General features: G+C 67.7%; 17 protein-coding genes. 4 read left to right on the forward strand and 13 right to left on the reverse strand.

Going from position 1 to position 16759, the window contains the following annotated elements:
• Positions 1 to 191: 191 nt before the first annotated feature.
• Both lsr2 and lysS read right to left on the reverse strand, forming a co-directional pair.
• Positions 192 to 533: a histone-like nucleoid-structuring protein Lsr2 gene (gene lsr2 / locus QQ25_RS28230; protein WP_003882525.1), complete on the reverse strand. Its 342-nt coding sequence runs from the start codon at positions 531 to 533 to the stop codon at positions 192 to 194.
• Positions 534 to 665: 132 nt separating this feature from the next.
• Positions 666 to 2189, reverse strand: a complete 1524-nt coding sequence (gene lysS, locus QQ25_RS28235; protein WP_039382365.1) for a lysine--tRNA ligase — start codon at positions 2187 to 2189, stop codon at positions 666 to 668.
• Between the two features lie 23 nt (positions 2190 to 2212).
• Between lysS and QQ25_RS28240 the strand changes: the two genes are divergently transcribed.
• Complete coding sequence (locus QQ25_RS28240) at positions 2213 to 3451, forward strand: alanine racemase (protein WP_039382368.1); 1239 nt, start codon at positions 2213 to 2215, stop codon at positions 3449 to 3451.
• Here the strand turns inward: QQ25_RS28240 and QQ25_RS28245 are convergent.
• From QQ25_RS28245 to ftsH, 11 genes are all read right to left on the reverse strand, one after another.
• Positions 3423 to 4250: a type III pantothenate kinase gene (locus QQ25_RS28245; protein WP_039325686.1), complete on the reverse strand. Its 828-nt coding sequence runs from the start codon at positions 4248 to 4250 to the stop codon at positions 3423 to 3425. The two genes, QQ25_RS28240 and QQ25_RS28245, sit on opposite strands and share 29 nt — an antisense overlap.
• Positions 4250 to 4666 (reverse strand): aspartate 1-decarboxylase, encoded by a 417-nt coding sequence (panD, locus tag QQ25_RS28250; protein ID WP_039325688.1) that lies wholly within the window; start codon positions 4664 to 4666, stop codon positions 4250 to 4252. Before panD ends, QQ25_RS28245 begins: the two co-directional genes overlap by 1 nt.
• Positions 4666 to 5610, reverse strand: coding sequence for a pantoate--beta-alanine ligase (gene panC / locus QQ25_RS28255; protein ID WP_039382370.1), 945 nt, complete (start codon positions 5608 to 5610; stop codon positions 4666 to 4668). The genes panD and panC overlap by 1 nt, the downstream gene beginning before the upstream one ends.
• Positions 5607 to 6575 (reverse strand): Rossmann-like and DUF2520 domain-containing protein, encoded by a 969-nt coding sequence (locus QQ25_RS28260; RefSeq protein WP_039325693.1) that lies wholly within the window; start codon positions 6573 to 6575, stop codon positions 5607 to 5609. Before QQ25_RS28260 ends, panC begins: the two co-directional genes overlap by 4 nt.
• A gap of 79 nt (positions 6576 to 6654) precedes the next feature.
• Positions 6655 to 8226 (reverse strand): DUF6779 domain-containing protein, encoded by a 1572-nt coding sequence (locus tag QQ25_RS28265; protein ID WP_201774276.1) that lies wholly within the window; start codon positions 8224 to 8226, stop codon positions 6655 to 6657.
• Between the two features lie 78 nt (positions 8227 to 8304).
• Complete coding sequence (locus QQ25_RS28270; protein ID WP_039325696.1) at positions 8305 to 8781, reverse strand: DUF3180 domain-containing protein; 477 nt, start codon at positions 8779 to 8781, stop codon at positions 8305 to 8307.
• The gene (folK, locus tag QQ25_RS28275) at positions 8781 to 9317 is read right to left on the reverse strand and encodes a 2-amino-4-hydroxy-6-hydroxymethyldihydropteridine diphosphokinase (protein WP_039382373.1); all 537 of its coding nucleotides are present in this window, start codon (positions 9315 to 9317) and stop codon (positions 8781 to 8783) included. Before folK ends, QQ25_RS28270 begins: the two co-directional genes overlap by 1 nt.
• Complete coding sequence (gene folB, locus QQ25_RS28280) at positions 9314 to 9685, reverse strand: dihydroneopterin aldolase (RefSeq protein ID WP_039325701.1); 372 nt, start codon at positions 9683 to 9685, stop codon at positions 9314 to 9316. The genes folK and folB overlap by 4 nt, the downstream gene beginning before the upstream one ends.
• A complete protein-coding gene (folP, locus tag QQ25_RS28285; protein ID WP_052236157.1) occupies positions 9678 to 10487 on the reverse strand; it encodes a dihydropteroate synthase in 810 nt (269 codons plus the stop codon). Before folP ends, folB begins: the two co-directional genes overlap by 8 nt.
• A 44-nt stretch (positions 10488 to 10531) precedes the next feature.
• Positions 10532 to 11149, reverse strand: a complete 618-nt coding sequence (gene folE, locus QQ25_RS28290) for a GTP cyclohydrolase I FolE (protein WP_039326961.1) — start codon at positions 11147 to 11149, stop codon at positions 10532 to 10534.
• A gap of 19 nt (positions 11150 to 11168) precedes the next feature.
• Positions 11169 to 13505 carry an ATP-dependent zinc metalloprotease FtsH gene (ftsH, locus tag QQ25_RS28295; protein WP_039325705.1) on the reverse strand — a complete coding sequence of 779 codons (2337 nt, stop codon included), beginning with the start codon at positions 13503 to 13505 and terminating at the stop codon, positions 11169 to 11171.
• Positions 13506 to 13638: 133 nt separating this feature from the next.
• Between ftsH and QQ25_RS28300 the strand changes: the two genes are divergently transcribed.
• The 3 genes from QQ25_RS28300 to QQ25_RS28310 are packed head-to-tail and all read left to right on the forward strand — an operon-like array spanning position 13639 to position 16744.
• The gene (locus QQ25_RS28300; protein ID WP_039382776.1) at positions 13639 to 14562 is read left to right on the forward strand and encodes an alpha/beta fold hydrolase; all 924 of its coding nucleotides are present in this window, start codon (positions 13639 to 13641) and stop codon (positions 14560 to 14562) included.
• Positions 14559 to 15734, forward strand: a complete 1176-nt coding sequence (locus QQ25_RS28305) for an LLM class flavin-dependent oxidoreductase (protein ID WP_039382377.1) — start codon at positions 14559 to 14561, stop codon at positions 15732 to 15734. The genes QQ25_RS28300 and QQ25_RS28305 overlap by 4 nt, the downstream gene beginning before the upstream one ends.
• Positions 15734 to 16744 (forward strand): zinc-binding dehydrogenase, encoded by a 1011-nt coding sequence (locus QQ25_RS28310; RefSeq protein ID WP_039382379.1) that lies wholly within the window; start codon positions 15734 to 15736, stop codon positions 16742 to 16744. Before QQ25_RS28305 ends, QQ25_RS28310 begins: the two co-directional genes overlap by 1 nt.
• The last annotated feature ends 15 nt before the right edge of the window (positions 16745 to 16759 follow it).

Consider the following 16759-nt stretch of genomic DNA (forward strand, 5'->3'; position numbering starts at 1 on the left):
TTGGCGGTCCGTTCCACATTGGGATGCACCCAGTACGAGCTGTCCACATCTAGTGCTGCAGATGAGCAACGCTGCGGGTCGGCGAATCGTTTCCCAAATCCCCGGCTTTCCGGTTCGCCACTAGCGAAAAACTCCGGACCGGGAATTCTCACCGGTCCGGAGCTGGCAACTGTTGGTTGAGTTGCGGTCGTCTATGTTGCGGCGTGGAACGCGTCGATGACGTCTGCGGGGATGCGGCCACGGGTGGACACGTTGTGCCCGTTGCGGCGGGCCCATTCGCGGATGGCGGCACTCTGCTCGCGATCGATGGCACCGCGGCCACGGGCCGGGCCTGCGGCCCGTCCGCGCCGTCGCCCACCGACCCGGCGTCCGGCCTCCACCCACTGCTTCAGATCGTTACGGAGCTTGGCGGCATTCTTGGAGGAAAGGTCGATCTCATAGGTGACACCGTCGAGGCCGAATTCGACCGTCTCGTCGGCAGTTGCCTCACCGTCGAAATCGTCGACCAGTGTGACGGTCACTTTTTTCGCCATTACCCCGCACCGAACCCTTCTGCATACGCATTGGTGACTACACCTGAGTATCCTGCACCCGGGCCCTAATGTGCCACAAAAACGCACACATTTCCAACAACGGGTCGATCCCGCCGGTTCTGTTGCGCAGGCTCAGTTACTGTGACGGCGAACAATCGGGAACAAAACCGTGTCCCGAATAGACAACCCCGTCAACGCCATCAACAAGCGATCGATGCCCATTCCGGTACCCGTGGTCGGCGGCATCGCATACTCCAATGCGGCCAGGAAATCGTCGTCGAGAACCATTGCCTCGTCATCGCCGGCCGCGGCCGCACGAGCCTGGGCCTCGAATCTCTCCCGCTGGATCACCGGGTCGACGAGTTCGGAATACCCCGTGGCGAGTTCGAAACGCCGCACGTAGAGGTCCCATTTCTCGGTCACGCCGGGGATGCTGCGGTGCGCCCGGGTCAGCGGCGAGGTCTCGACCGGGAAGTCGCGGACGAACGTAGGGGCCCACAACTTTTCACCGACAGTGTGTTCCCAGAGTTCCTCGACCAATTTACCGTGCCCGTAGCCACGATCCCGTGGAATCTCGAGCTCAAGCCCCTCGGCAATGCGCCACAAGTGATCCACCGATGTCTCAGGGGTGATCTCCTCGCCGAGCGCCTCCGACAGGGAGGGATACATTTCCAATGTCTCCCATTGCCCGTCGAGATCGTAGATAGTGCCATCAGGCAATGGCACTTGACGCGTGCCGATGGCCTCGTCGGCAACTTCTTGAATAAGCTCCCGCGTGACAACCGCCGAATCGTTGTAGTCACCGTAGGCCTGATATGTCTCCAACATCGAGAATTCCGGTGAGTGCGTGGAATCGACACCTTCGTTGCGAAAGTTGCGATTCAACTCGAAAACTCGGTCAAATCCACCGACGATGCAGCGTTTGAGGAACAGTTCCGGCGCAATCCGCAGGTAAAGATCAACGTCGAGCGCATTGGAATGGGTGATGAACGGGCGCGCCGCCGCGCCGCCGGCCAGCGTCTGCAGCATCGGCGTCTCGACTTCGAGGAAACCGCGACGTTCCAGCGCAGAGCGAACGGCGCGGACGACCGCGACCCGCTGCCTCGCGACGCTGCGTGCCTCCGGCCGCACGATGAGGTCGACATAACGCTGACGGACGCGGGCCTCTTCGCTCATCTCCTTGTGAGCAACGGGAAGCGGCCGCAACGCCTTGGCCGCCATCTGCCACGAATCGGCCAGCACCGACAGCTCACCGCGCTTGGAGCTGATCACCTCGCCGTGGACGAACACGATGTCGCCGAGATCGACGTCGGCCTTCCACGCGTCCAGCGACTCCTGCCCCACCTGGGCCAGGCTGATCATCGCCTGCAACTGGGTGCCGTCGCCCTCCTGCAGCGTCGCGAAACACAATTTGCCGGAATTGCGCGCGAACACCACCCGGCCCGAGATGCCGACCATTTGGCCGGTCTGGGTGTCTGCGGCCAGATCCGGATAGGCCTCGCGCAGTTCGGCCAGCGAGTGCGTGCGTGGAACGGTCACCGGATAGGGTTCGCGGCCCTCTGCCAGCAGCCGCTCCCGCTTGGCCTGACGAATCCGGAACTGTTCGGGAAGGTCGGCCTGGGACTGGGACGCGTCGTCGCGATCGGCTGGGCTCACAAAATGCCAGCTTAAATGAACACGTGACCGCACAATTGCACGCCGACAAGGTGGCAGCACTCGACCACGAGCCGCTGGACTGGCGGTTCAAGGGCATCCCCACGTCCTGGTGGGGGCGGACTGCGGCCCAGGTCAGCTCGCTGCATCCGGCTTTCTTCGGCGATGGGCCGTCCGGTCCTTCCGGGCCGGTATGCGTTCTGCGGGAATCCGCGCTTGTGCACAACCTCACAACAATGGCGAATTGGTGTACCGACCGCGGCGTCGAATTGGCGCCGCACGGCAAGACACATATGGCTCCGCAGCTCGTGGCCCGCCAGTTCGGCGCGGGTGCGTGCGCCGTCACCGCCGCCACCATCAGCCAGGTTCGGGTCTTCCGGGCCTTCGGCGTGAGCGATGTCGTGCTCGCCAACGAGGTCGTCGACCTCCCTGGCCTGGCCTGGCTGGCGGCCGAACTCGATGCGGACGCGGATTTCCACGTCGTCTGCTGGGTCGATTCGGTGGCCGGTGTCGAGTTGATGACGGCCGGGCTGGCCGGCGCACAGCGGCGTCTCGACGTGTGCGTCGAGGTCGGCATGGCCGGCGGACGGACCGGCTGCCGCACCGGGGCCGATATCGACGCAGTGGCCCGGGCGGCGGCGGCGAGTCCACGGCTGCGGCTGGTCGGGGTGGCCGGCTATGAGGCGTCCACCGGACAGGACGTCACCCCGGACGCCATCGCCGGGGTACGGGCCTACCTGCGGGACCTGCGCGCCACGACGGTGCGACTGGCCGGGCTGTTCGAGTCCGACACCGTGATCGTCACGGCCGGCGGCAGCACCTATCCCGACGAAGTTGCCGACGCGTTGGCCGGAGACTGGCCCGAGCAGATCTCGGTGCGCACGATCCTGCGGAGCGGGTGCTATCTCACCCACGACCACGGCCTCTATGCGCGGACCTCGCCGCTGCCGCTGCGGCCCGCGCTGGAGGTCTGGGCGCAGGTGGTGTCACGGCCCGAACCCGAGCTCGCGCTGGTGACGATGGGCCGTCGCGACGTGTCCTTCGACGCCGGCCTTCCGGTGCCGCTCAACCTGACCGGCAGCTCGGTGGTCAAGCTCAACGATCACCACGCCTTCGTCCGGCTGGCCGGTAACGACCAGGCTCCGGTGGGCTCATGGCTGCCGTTCGGAATCTCGCACCCGTGCACCACATTCGACAAGTGGCAGCTGATCCCGGTGCTCGACGACGAGGACCGGGTCAGCGGGCTGGTCCGGACGTACTTTTGAGCCGGCCGCGCTGGCTGTCGCGGTTACGCTCGAACACCAGACGCAGGCCGTCGAGGGTGAGGTAAGGGTCGTAATGCTCGACGGTGCGCAGGTCGGGCAGCACCAACGGTGCGGTGTAGCCGGTGGCCACCACCGCTACGTCGCTGCCGGAGAACCCGTCGACGTCCTCACGGATCCGGTTGACCAGTCCGTCGACCAGTGCGGCGAATCCGAAAACCGCACCGGCCTGCATGCATTCGACGGTGTTCTTGCCGATCACCGAACGGGGACGGGTCAACTCGACGCGGCGCAGCGCGGCCGAGCGGGCGGCCGCGGCATCGGAGGACACCTGCACGCCCGGTGCGATGGCCCCACCCAGGAATTCGCCCTTGGCCGACACCACATCGACGCAGATCGATGAACCGAAATCGACGACGATCGCCGCGGTGCCGTATTTGTGATAGGCCGCAAGGCAATTCACGATCCGGTCGGCGCCGACCTCTTTCGGGTTGTCGACCAACAACGGGATGCCGGTGCGCACGCCCGGCTCGATCAGCACATGCGGCACCGAAGGCCAGTACTGCTCCAGCATCAACCGCACCTCGTGCAATACCGAGGGCACGGTCGAAAGGGCGGTCGCACCTGTCAGTTCGTCGGCGGCATCACCGATCAGGCCGTCGATGGTGAGCGCCAACTCGTCGGCGGTCGCCTCGGACTCGGTGCGGATCCGCCACTGCTGCACCACGTTCGCGTGATCTCCCGAACCGGAGACCAGCCCGACGATGGTGTGGGTGTTACGGACGTCGATGGCGAGCAGCATTATCGCGGCGACATCAGTTCGGATGCGTCCTCCGGGACGTACGCCGGATCATGGCCGTGTTCGCCGAGGTCGATCTGCTTGTTGTCGGCGTCCACGAACACGATCCGTGGCCGGTAGGCGTGCGCCTCGGCGTCCTCCATCACGCCGTAGGCGATCAGGATGACCAGATCGCCCGGGTGGATGAGATGTGCTGCCGCACCGTTGATCCCGATCACCCCGGTGCCGCGCTCGCCGGTGATGGCGTACGTCACCAGCCGGGCACCGTTGTCGATGTCGACGATCGTCACCTGCTCGCCTTCGAGCAGATCGGCCGCCTCCATCAGATCGGCGTCGATGGTCACCGAGCCCACATAGTGCAGGTCGGCCTGCGTCACCGTGGCGCGGTGAATCTTGGATTTCAGCATGGTGCGCTGCATCAGTTCCTCCAGGGCAGTTCGTGATTGTCGCCGTCGCCGACGCGAGGGTGTCCGTCGATTCCGGCGGACGCCCCGATGTCGATAGAGATGTTGTCCAGCAGTCGGGTTCGGCCCAGGCGGGCGGCCACCAGCAGCCGGGCCTGGCCTTCACCCGGCGCGGGGCCCAGCAGCGGGTCGCGCACTTCCAGGTAGTCGATGCCGATCGCGGGGACTTCGTCGAGCACCGCCCGGGCCGCATCGATGGCCGCCGATGCGCCGCCCGCGGCGGCGTACTTGCCGGCCAGCAGGGCTGCCGACAACGCTCCGGCCTGTTCACGCTCGTCGGCGTCGAGGTAGCGATTGCGGGACGACATCGCCAGGCCGTCGGATTCCCGCACGATGGGAACGCCGACGATCTGTACGTCGACGTTGAGATCGGCGACCATCTGGCGGATCAATGCCAGTTGCTGATAGTCCTTTTCGCCGAAGAACGCCCGATCGGGCCGGACGATCTGCAGCAGCTTGAGTACGACGGTCAGCACGCCCGCGAAATGGCCGGGACGCGACGCGCCCTCCAGCTCGCCACCGACAGGTCCTGGTTGCACACTGGTCCGCGGACCATCCGGGTACATCGCCGAACCTGTTGGAGTGAAAGCGATCTCGACCTCTTCGGCACGCAGCGCGGACAGATCATCGTCGAGGGTGCGAGGGTAGGCGTCGAGATCCTCCCCCGCCCCGAACTGCAGCGGGTTGACGAAGATCGACACCACCACGACCGCACCGGGAACCCGCTTGGCCGCACGGATCAGCGTCAGATGCCCCTCGTGCAGCGCACCCATCGTGGGCACGAGGGTGACCCGCCGGCCGCTGGTGCGCAGGGCCCGAGTGACCGCTGCGACATCGGCAGGTGATGAATAGACGTTCAGCTCACCGGCGACGAACTTTGGCGTCTTGCTATGGGTCATCCTTGACTCGTTTCAGGGCTGGTTTCCGGGCCTGCTTCCAAAACCGCGACCACGTCCGCGGGCGCATGGGCACGTTGGGCGGTACGCAACGAATCGGCCCGATATGCCTGGGCCAGTTGCGAATCCAATGCGCGCAGAGCAGACAGATGCGCAGCCACCGCCGCGGCGTCACCGCGCGCGACCGGCCCGGTCAACGCGGCCTGGCCGCGTTGCAGCGCGTTCTCCAGCGCGGCCCGGGCCAGCGGGCCCACCACCCGCTCCGCCAGACCGCCGGGCGCATCGCCGACGAGTTCCTGACCCAGCAGCTCCTGCCCGCGCAGGGAGGCACGCAGTGTGTCGACGGCATCGAGCAACAAGGTGACCAGGTGGTTGCTGGCATGCGCCAGCGCCGCGTGATACTGCGTCCGCGCGTGTTCCGGTACCCGGAACGGCTCGCCGCCGATCTCCAGCACCAGCGATTGTCCGATCGCGTAACCCACCTCGTCGGCCGCGGTGATGCCGAAGCATGCATCGGGCAGCCGCGCGATGTCCTCGTCGGCGCCGGTGAACGTCATCGCCGGGTGGATGGCCAGTGGAATGCACCCCAGCTCGGTCAGCGGGGCCAGTACAGCGACCCCGTTCGCACCGGAGGTGTGCACCACGATCGTGCCGGGCCGCACCACACCGGTGGTGGCCAGCCCGGACACGAGCGACGGCAGCTCGGCGTCGGGGACCGTCAGGAGCAGCAGTTCAGCCCGCTGCGCCACATCGGGAACGGGCAGGATCGAGGTCTCGGGCAGTCGGCGCTGAGCCCGCGACCGCGACTCCCAGGAGATCGCGCTGCAGGCCACCACCACGTGCTCGACACGCTCGAGGGCATAGCCGAGCGCCGTACCCACCCGACCAGCCGAAATGATGCCGACGCTGAGCCTGGCGGGACGCAATCCCTCAGGTGGGGACCACCCGTTTGCAGGGGGCTGCTCCATCGCAGACGACCTCACAGGTTGAATAGCTTCTCGTTCCAGTCCCGCGTTGCGGGTACCGGACGGTCGTCACGAGACTAGCTCACTCCTCGCGACGCCTGCGACGCCCGCCTTCAGCAGGGGCGGAGCGAAACCGTGCGAGCAGCTCATTCACCGACTGCCCGTCGGCATGGTGCCCGTTCGGCGGCTCGGGCTCGTCGTCGCTGCGGTGCCGTGAAGCCCGCCGGGGCGGCTCGGGCGGCTGCGAGGATTCGGTGGCCAATGCCGGAGACGCCGGGGCCGGGAACGGGTTGGCCGCGGCGGCCTCGGCTGCGGCGGAATGACGACCGCGGGGCGGCTCAGGGGCTTGGCCCGCAGACATCGCCGGGGCCGGAGCCGGCTCAGGCGTGGGCTCAGGCGCCGGTTCGGGCTTGGACGCAGGCGTTGCCGACGGTGCCGATTCCGGTGCCCGGCGCCTGCCGACATACTCCGTCGAGGTGCCGTTCTGGGCCTGCGGAGCAGACCAGTTGCTACCGGGGACACCCGCGGGAATCCACTGACCCTCGGCGGGGGCCGGTTGCCAACCCGTGGCCGCGGGTTCGGCGGCCGGCGCAGGCGTGCTTGCCGGCTCGGGTTCCGGAGCTTCGATCGTGGGCGACGGCTGCATCGGTGGCATCGCCGGTGGCGGCGGGGGTGGCGCCCACGTCGACGGCGGCTCGGGCCGCGATTCGGGTTGAGGTTGAGGTTGCGGCTCCGGACGCGACACCGGCTGTGGTTCAGGCCGGGGCTGTGGTTCAGGCCGGGGCTGTGGTTCAGGCTGAGGTTCCGGACGCGACACCGGCTGCGGCTCCGGCCGCGACACTGGTTGCGGTTCCGGACGGAACAGGGGTTGCGGCTCCGGCCGAAGCTGGGGCTCCTGCCGCCGCGGGCCCTCCTGCTGACGGGCAGGTTCCTGCTGACGGGGCGGCTCCTGCTGGCGGGGCGACTCCTGCTGGCGCCGGCGGCGACGGGGCTGCTCGTTGGCCGGCACCGGGCGCGACGGCAGCCGATGCGCACCACCGGAGTTGACCCAGTCGTTCTCCGGCGGGTGCGGCTCGGCCGGGACATCGATGATCGGGCTTTCCTCGGTACGCGACGACCGGATGTCGGTGACCTCGACCGGTGGCACATCAAGACGGCTGGCCGTCACCCGTCCTGCCGTGCGCACGGCACTCTTGTCGGTCTCCAGGGCCGGCCGGTGCACCAGATCGGTGTCGAACAGGATCTCCAGATTCGCCCGCAACGCGGCCAGCTCGGAACGCAGCGCAGCAACCTCGTCGGCGGCCTGGGCGCGCAGCTCGGAGGCGAGCTCCCGGCGCAGCTGGGTCTCGACGGTCAGCTCGTACTCTCGCCGCGCCGAGATCTCCCGATCCAGCTGCAGGTCGTAGACGAACTTCAGATCCCGGGCCTTCGCCTGGTCCAGGTCGCTCTGGCGCCGGTAGATCACGGAGACGAACGCGGCCACCACCGCGGCCCACAGGGCCAGGATGACGGCGAGCTTCAGCAACTCGACGCGATCGGTGAACACCAGTGCGGAGCTGGCCAGAATCGCGAGCACCAGCAATACCGTCAAAAGCAGCCAGCCCGGCCTTCGGCCGCCGCGCCGTGGCCGACCACCGCGGGGCAGAACGGTCATGCGCCGACTGTACCCGTCACAGGTCATCTAGCCTGGCGACCGCTGCGGCGATTCGGCCAACTACCGCAGGTAATCGGTTCACTCGGTCGCAGTGTCCCCGTTGTCCGGCGGTTCCTCGGGAGACTTGCAGCAGTGCTGCAGCCACACCGCCGCGACAGCCAGCGCCAGGGCGCTGACCGCCGCCACCGCCACGCCGGGGGTGTCCTGACCGGCTACCCGCAGCGCACCGCGCCGCGGCAGCAGGTACACCAGGACGCCGATCCACCAGCCGGCGGTGACGGCGCCCACCCAGGCCGAAGCCTTGGCGATCACCACCGACCGGGCCACCGTGAGTGGGTGCAGCCGGCCCGCGCCGACCCCGATCTGCCCGTCACTGATCTTGGCCCGCACGTAGAACGCCCAACCCGCCTCGGCGAGAGCGACCGCCAGCAACGAAAGTCCGGTCCACACGGTCAACGGCGGGAACCACCGGTAGAGCACCCCGATGAGCAGGTAGCCGACGATCGCGACGACGACGACCGTGCCGGCCAGGTCACGCTTGCGGGTGGGGCCCATCAGTCCGTCACCGGTTCCGTGCGGAAGTCCAGCGCCAGATCGGTCCGCCTGACTCCGGCGCGTTCGGCGGGGTCGATCTCCTCCAGCAAGTGCGCCACCCGCCGCCTCCGGCCGACCACGGTCAGGGTGGCCTCCGGATCCACCGCCAGCCACGGGATCAGGACGAACGCGCGCAGATGGGCAAGCGGGTGCGGCAACGTCAGCTCATCGTCGCGGGAAAACACCTCGACATCGCCGTCATGGCAGGTGACCAGATCGACGTCGAGGGTGCGCGGGCCCCACTTCTGTTCCCGGACCCGGTCCGCCTCCTGCTCCAGTTGCCTGCCGCGTCGCAGCCAGCCGTGACAGTCGAGGGCCGGGTCGTCGGCCATCACCACGGCGTTCAGGAACGGGCCCTGCTCCACACCGCCCCACGCATCCGTCTCGAACACCGGCGACACCGCGCGCACGGCGGGCCCGAGACCGTCGACCACCGACTGCAACCGGGCCAACCGGTCGCCGAGATTCGACCCGATCGAAAGCACCGTGGACGTCACAGGGCACCTCGTCTGGACCGGCGGGCCACGACCGCGACATCGTCGAACGTCAACGGAATGGGTGCGCTGGGCTTGTGCACGACGACCTCGACCGCGTGCAGACGCTCGTCGGCCATGATGGCGTCGGCGATCTCGGCCGAGACCGTCTCGATCAAATTGCGGGGCGGTCCGGCGACGATGTCAGCGGCCCGCTGTGCCAGTGCGCCGTAGTCGAGGGTGTCGGCGAGATCATCGGTGGCCGCCGCCCGACGGAGATCCACCCACGCCGTGATGTCGACGACAAACTCCTGACCGTCGCGCCGCTCATGGTCGAACACACCGTGATTGCCCCGAACCCGCAAGCCGCGCAACTCAATTCGATCAGCCAACCCGACCTCCAGATTCCCAGGCTTCCAGTACGGCGAGCGCGTCGACGGAGGCCACCACATCATGCACCCGCACACCCCACGCGCCGTGCTGGGCGGCCAGCACCGAGATCGCGGCAGTCGCGGTCTCGCGCCCGTCCGGTGGCCGCGGTGTCCCGTCCGCACCGGCGAGCAACGTACCGAGGAAACGTTTGCGCGACGCCCCGACCAACACCGGGATCCCGGTGGCGACGAACTCGGGCAGTGCGTGCAGCAAGGCCCAGTTGTCCTGGGCGGTCTTCGCGAAACCCAGTCCGGGATCGATGATCAGCGCCTTGGGGTCGACCCCCGCGGCAACGGCGGCGTCGACCGCGCCGAGGAGTTCGGCGCGGACCTCGGCCACCACATCGGCATATCCGGGTGCGTGATGGGGCTGCTCGGCGCTGACCGAGCGCCAGTGCATCAGGATCCACGGCACTTTCGCCTCGGCCAGCAGGGGCGCCATGTTCGGATCGGCGAGGCCGCCGGACACGTCGTTGACGATCTGCGCGCCGTTTTCCAGGGCGACCTTCGCCACGTCGGCGTGCATGGTGTCGATGCTGACGGTGATCCCTTGGGAGGCAAGGGCTTCGATTACAGGAGCTACCCGGGCTGCTTCCACTGCCGGGTCCACCCGGGTCGCACCGGGACGCGTCGACTCTCCGCCGACGTCGATGATCGCGGCCCCCGCGGCGGCGAGTGCCAGCCCATGTTCCACTGCGCGATCGCGATCGATGAACCTGCCACCGTCGGAGAAGGAATCGTCGGTCACATTCACCACGCCCATGACCTGCACACGCGTTTCGCGAGGGACAATCGGGCTGGGGAGATTCACTTTCGCAGGATAAGTTCCAGCGCCTCGGCCCGGGATGCCTTGTCGGTCTTGAACTGTCCGCGCACCGCCGATGTGGTGGTGACCGCGCCGGGCTTGCGGACACCGCGCATGGCCATGCAGAGATGCTCGGCTTCGATCACCACGATGGCCCCGCGCGGATCGAGCTTGCGCATGAGCGCATCGGCGATCTGCGCGGTCAGACGTTCCTGCACCTGAGGGCGCTTCGAGTACAGGTCGACCAGGCGCGCGATCTTCGAGAGCCCGGTCACCCGGCCGTCCACCCCGGGGATGTAGCCGACGTGGGCCACCCCGTGGAACGAGACCAGATGGTGCTCGCAGGTGGAGTACAGGGGGATCTGCTTGACCAGCACGAGCTCGTCGTGCTCCTCGTCAAAGGTGGTGTTGAGCACCGCGTCCGGGTCGGTGTACAGACCGGCCATCAGCTCTTTGTACGCACGCGCCACCCGAGCCGGGGTGTCCACCAGACCCTGACGATCGGGGTCCTCACCGATGGCGATCAGCAGCTCGCGCACGGCCGCCTCGGCCCGCGGTTGATCGAACACCCGCGTGACCGTCTCGGTGTTGTTGTGGTGCTCGCGCAGCGACTGCGACATCGATGCCTCCGTTCTCGGATCAGCCGTGGGCCGGCGGGTTGGACCGGTCGGCCCGCTCATGATCACCATCCTGGCCGGCCTCGTCGTTCGGAGCGTGCTGGCCGGGATGCTGACCGTGCTGGCCGGGATGCGGGTACGGCTGATACGGATACGGCTGGGGCTGTTGCCAACCCGACGGATGCGGCGGCGGGTACCAGTAGCCCTGCTGTTGCTGGGGCGGCTGATATCCAGGCTGCTGGGGCGCGGGCGGCCAGCCCGGCGCGTGCCATCCGGCCGGTGCGCCGTAATCCGGCTGGGTCGTACCGTTCTGGTTCGCCCCGTTCGGCGGCGCGCCGTTGGCTCCGGCGCCGTTGGTCTCGTTGGCCCGCTCGGCCTCGCGGGTGGCCGCGGCGATCGCGGCCTTGAACGCGGGCTCGGGAACCGGCGGCGGCCACGGCTCGCCACGCTCGATGGCGATCTCGCCCGGCGTCTTGATCGGCGGCTTGTCCGACGGCACCCGGCCACCGAAGTCGTCGAACATGGTCAGCCGGGGACGCTTCTTCACGTCGCCGAAGATGGCTTCCAGCTCGGCACGGTGCAGGGTCTCCTTCTCCAGGAGCTCACCGGCCAGGGTGTCGAGCACATCGCGGTACTCGGTGAGGATCTCCCACGCCTCGGTGTGCGCGGCCTCGATCAGCTTGCGCACCTCGTCGTCGATGTCGCGGGCCACCTCGTGGCCGAAGTCGGCCTGGGTGCCCATGGTGCGGCCGAGGAACGGGTCACCGTGTTCGGTGCCGTAGCGCACCGCGCCGAGCTTGGAGCTCATGCCGTACTCGGTGACCATCGCGCGGGCGATCTTGGTGGCCTGCTCGATGTCGGACACCGCACCGGTGGTGGGCTCGCGGAAGACGAGCTCCTCGGCGGCACGGCCACCCATGGCGAACACCAGCCGGGCGATCATCTCCGAGCGGGTCATCAGGCCCTTGTCGTCCTCGGGCACCGCGACGGCGTGGCCGCCGGTGCGACCGCGGGCCAGGATGGTGACCTTGTAGATCGGCTCGATGTCGGGCATCGCCCACGCGGCCAGGGTGTGCCCGCCCTCGTGGTAGGCGGTGATCTTCTTTTCCTGCTCGCTGATGATGCGGCCCTTGCGGCGCGGGCCGCCGACGACACGGTCGACGGCTTCCTCCAGCGCCGCGCTGGTGATGACGGTGCCGTTCTCGCGGGCGGTGAGCAGTGCGGCCTCGTTGATGACGTTGGCGAGGTCGGCGCCGGACATGCCGACGGTCCGCTTGGCCAGCCCGTCCAGGTCGGCGTCGGGGGCGATCGGCTTGCCCGCGGAGTGCACCCTGAGCACGGCGCGACGGCCGGCCAGGTCGGGGTTGGACACCGGGATCTGCCGGTCGAAGCGGCCGGGCCGCAGCAGTGCCGGGTCGAGGATGTCGGGCCGGTTGGTTGCCGCGATCAGGATGACGCCCTGGCGGTCGCCGAAGCCGTCCATCTCGACCAGCAGCTGGTTCAGCGTCTGCTCACGCTCGTCGTGGCCACCACCCATGCCGGCGCCGCGCTGACGGCCGACGGCGTCGATCTCGTCGACGAAGATGATGCAGGGGCTGTTCGCCTTGGCCTGCTCGAACATGTCGCGCACGCGGGAGGCGCCGACGCCGACGAACATCTCGACGAAGTCCGAACCGGAGATCGTGAAGAACGGGACCCCGGCCTCACCGGCGACCGCGCGGGCCAGCAGGGTCTTGCCAGTGCCCGGCGGGCCGTACAGCAGAACACCCTTCGGGATCTTGGCGCCCAGCGCCTGATAGCGGCTCGGGTTCTGCAGGAAGTCTTTGATCTCGTAGAGCTCTTCGACCGCCTCGTCGACACCGGCGACGTCGGCGAACGTGGTCTTGGGCATGTCCTTGCCCAGCTGCTTGGCCTTGGACTTGCCGAAGCCGAAGCCCATCCGGCCGCCGCCCTGCATGCGGGAGAACATCACGAAAAGGGCGACCAGCAGCAGCAGCGGCAGCATGTAGATCAACATCGAGCCGAGGAAGCTGCCCTGGTTGACCGTGGTGCCGTACTTGACGTGCTTGGCGTCGAGCTGATCGACGAGCTTCACCGCGTAGCCGGTCGGGTATTTGGTGATGACCTTGTCGGAGTTCTCGGTCTCCTCTTTGCCGCTCTTCAGGTCGAGCCGGAGCTGCTGCTCGCGGTCGTCGATCTGGGCGCTGTTGACGTTGTCAGCGCCGATCTGAGCCACCGCCACCGAGGTGTCGACGGGTTTGTAGCCGCGGGTGTCGTCGCTGAAATAGAAGAACGACCAGCCCAGCAGCAGCACGACCGCGATCACGGTCATCGTGCGGATCACATTTTTGCGGTTCATCGATCACTCGGCCGAGTTCGGCCCGGTCCTTCCAACGTGCGCAGTTGAGAACATCAAGGCTACCGCTAGACCAACGTCCGGCAGTTCCCGACGGTATCTAGCCGACGGCGAACGCCTGTGTTTGGGTGAGATCGTGCTCACACCTACCGAACGGTCAGTCGAGACCAATGGCGTGACGTTGAAGGTGACCGAGTCGGGTGAACGCGGGAGTCCGGTCGTGGTGCTGGCCCACGGATTCCCCGAGCTGGGCTACTCGTGGCGCCACCAGATCCCGGTGCTGGCGGCGGCCGGCTACCACGTGCTCGCGCCGGACCAGCGTGGCTACGGAGGATCGTCGCGGCCCGAGGACATCGACGCCTACAACATCACCGAGCTGACCGCGGACATCGCCGGGTTGCTCGACGACGTCGAAGCCGAACAGGCCGTGATCGTCGGCCACGACTGGGGCTCGCCGGTGGCCACCAACTTCCCGTTGTTCTTCCCGGAGCGGGTCAGCGCCGTGGTGGCCATGAGCGTGCCCCCGGTCCCGCGGGCGCCCGCGCCGCCCACGCAGATCTGGCGCAAGATCGTCGGCGACAACTTCTTCTACATCCTGTACTTCCAGGAACCCGGCGTCGCCGACGCCGCACTCGGTGACGACCCGCGACAATCGCTGCGCCGGTCCCTGGCGATGGAGGGCCTCGCCGAGCCGCCCGAGAACCTGGTCGATCGACCGTTGCCGCCCCTGCCGGACTGGATCAGCGCCGACGAGTTCGAGCACTACGTGCGGGCCTACACCGAGACCGGATTCACCGGGCCACTGAACTGGTACCGCAACTTCGACCGGAACTGGGAGCTGACGGAGAACACCCCCGCGTCGACCATCACCGTGCCCACGCTGTTCCTGGCCGGCACCGCCGACCCGGTGCTGAGCTTCACCCCGCGCGACCGGGTGCGCGACGTGGTCACCGGCGACTACCGCGAAATCCTGCTCGACGGCGCCGGGCACTGGCTGCAGCAGGAACGGCCCGACGAAGTCAACAAAGCGCTGCTCGCGTTCCTGGAGGAAGTGAAGTGAGTCCATTGAACTTCGGTGTGTTCATCACGCCGTTTCACCCGGTGGGCCAATCCCCCACCACCGCACTGCAATACGACATGGACCGGGTCGAGGCGCTGGACCGGCTCGGCTACGACGAGGCATGGTTCGGCGAACATCATTCCGGTGGTTACGAACTCATCGCCTGCCCCGAGGTGTTCATCGCCGCCGCGGCCGAGCGAACACGACACATCAGGCTGGGCACCGGCGTGGTGTCGCTGCCGTATCACCACCCGCTCATGGTCGCCGACCGCTGGGTGCTGCTCGACCACCTCACCCGAGGCCGGGTGATGTTCGGGACCGGGCCGGGGGCGCTGCCGTCGGACGCCTACATGATGGGCATCGACCCCGTGGATCAGCGGCCGATGATGCAGGAATCCCTCGAGGCGATCCTGGCGCTGTTCCGCGCCGCGCCCGATGAGCGGATCGACCGCAAGACGGACTGGTTCACCCTGCGCGACGCCGCCCTGCACATCCGCCCGTATACTTGGCCTTATCCTGAAATTTCCACCGCCGCAATGGTTTCCCCATCGGGACCGCGACTGGCCGGGGCACTGGGCACCTCACTGCTCTCCCTGTCCATGTCGGTGCCCGGCGGCTTCGCGGCAATCGAGACCACCTGGGACACCGTGCGCGGCCAGGCCGCGAAATCGGGCCGACCCGAGCCCGACCGCAAGAATTGGCGGGTACTGGGCATCATCCATCTGGCCGACACCCGCGAGCAGGCCATCGAGGACTGCACCTACGGTCTGCAGGACTTCGCCAACTACTTCGGCGCAGCCGGTTTCGTGCCGCTGTCCGAGAAGACCGAGGACACCGGCACCGCGTACGAGTTCGTGGAAAACTATGCGTCGAAAGGCAATTGCTGCATCGGCACCACTGCCGACGCGATCACCTACATCCAGGATCTGCTGGACCGCTCAGGCGGATTCGGTACCTTCCTGCTCCTCGGCCACGACTGGGCGCCACCGGCGGCGACATTCCATTCCTACGAGTTGTTCGCCCGTGAGGTGATACCGCATTTCAAGGGGCAACTCACCGCGGCGCAGGCGTCCCACAACTGGGCCAAGGGCATGCGCGATCAACTGCTGGGCCGCGCCGGGCAGGCGATCGTCAACGCCATCACCGAACACACCACGGAGGGGAAGAGTTGATGCGCGCCGCGGTCCTGCGCGACGGCCGGATGGTGGTCCGCGACGACGTACCCGAACCGGTGCCGGGGCCGGGCCAGGTGCTCGTCGAGGTGAAGGCCTGTGGAATCTGTGGCTCCGACCTGCATTTCGCCGCCCACGGCGCTGACATGCTGGCGGCCGGCGCGGATATGGAGGGCGTGCCCGACCTGGACATCGACCTGGCCGGCGATGTCTTCATGGGTCACGAGTTCAGCGCCGAGATCCTCGACGCCGGCCCGGGAACCGACGCGCCCGCGGCCGGCACCCTGGTCACCTCGGTGCCGGTGCTGATCTCGGCCGGCGGTATCGCGCCGATCGTGTACAGCAACACCACCCTGGGCGGCTATGCCGAGAAGATGCTGTTGTCCGCACCGCTGCTGCTGCCGGTACCCAACGGTCTGAGCGCCGAACACGCCGCGCTCACCGAACCGATGGCCGTCGGTCTGCACGCGGTCAACGCGTCGCACATCGAACCCGGCGAGACGGCTCTCGTCGTGGGCTGCGGCCCGGTCGGCATCGCCGTCATCGCCACACTGAAGCTGAGGGGCGTGGAAACCATTGTGGCATCGGATTTTTCCTCCGTACGGCGAGAACTCGCCGCCACGATGGGCGCACACGTCACGCTGGATCCGGCCGAGGATTCGCCGTTCCATCGGTGCAAGCCCGCAGTGGTGTTCGAGGCGGTGGGCGCCCCCGGGATCATCGATGACGTGCTGCGTCGCGCACCAGCGGGCATCCGGCTGGTGGTGGCCGGAGTCTGCATGCAGCCCGATACCGTGCACCCGTTCTACGCGATCACCAAACAGATCAGCATCCAGTTCGTCTTCGGTTACGACCCCGCCGAGTTCGCCGGCTCGCTGCGAGCAATCGCCGAAGGCGACATCGACGTCGGCCCGATGATCACCGGCACCGTGGGACTGGACGGGGTCAGCGCCGCATTCGGCGAACTCACCTCACCCGACCGGCACTGCAAAGTCCTGGTGACGCCGTGATGGCCCGGTAGGGTG

The sequence above is a fragment of the Mycolicibacterium setense genome (assembly GCF_000805385.1).
Classification (GTDB): Bacteria; Actinomycetota; Actinomycetes; order Mycobacteriales; family Mycobacteriaceae; genus Mycobacterium; species Mycobacterium setense.

What these genes read in the sequence shown, in the direction of transcription:
- lsr2 (WP_003882525.1), bottom strand. Translation starts at nt 533, where the DNA reads ATGGCGAAAAAAGTGACCGTCACACTGGTCGACGATTTCGACGGTGAG.
- QQ25_RS28245 (WP_039325686.1), bottom strand. Translation starts at nt 4,250, where the DNA reads ATGCTGCTCGCCATCGACGTCCGTAACACCCACACCATCGTCGGGCTG.
- panD (WP_039325688.1), bottom strand. Translation starts at nt 4,666, where the DNA reads ATGCAGCGCACCATGCTGAAATCCAAGATTCACCGCGCCACGGTGACG.
- panC (WP_039382370.1), bottom strand. Translation starts at nt 5,610, where the DNA reads ATGACCCATAGCAAGACGCCAAAGTTCGTCGCCGGTGAGCTGAACGTC.
- QQ25_RS28260 (WP_039325693.1), bottom strand. Translation starts at nt 6,575, where the DNA reads ATGGAGCAGCCCCCTGCAAACGGGTGGTCCCCACCTGAGGGATTGCGT.
- QQ25_RS28265 (WP_201774276.1), bottom strand. Translation starts at nt 8,226, where the DNA reads ATGACCGTTCTGCCCCGCGGTGGTCGGCCACGGCGCGGCGGCCGAAGG.
- QQ25_RS28270 (WP_039325696.1), bottom strand. Translation starts at nt 8,781, where the DNA reads ATGGGCCCCACCCGCAAGCGTGACCTGGCCGGCACGGTCGTCGTCGTC.
- folP (WP_052236157.1), bottom strand. Translation starts at nt 10,487, where the DNA reads ATGGGCGTGGTGAATGTGACCGACGATTCCTTCTCCGACGGTGGCAGG.
- folE (WP_039326961.1), bottom strand. Translation starts at nt 11,149, where the DNA reads ATGTCGCAGTCGCTGCGCGAGCACCACAACAACACCGAGACGGTCACG.
- ftsH (WP_039325705.1), bottom strand. Translation starts at nt 13,505, where the DNA reads ATGAACCGCAAAAATGTGATCCGCACGATGACCGTGATCGCGGTCGTG.
- QQ25_RS28310 (WP_039382379.1), top strand. Translation starts at nt 15,734, where the DNA reads ATGCGCGCCGCGGTCCTGCGCGACGGCCGGATGGTGGTCCGCGACGAC.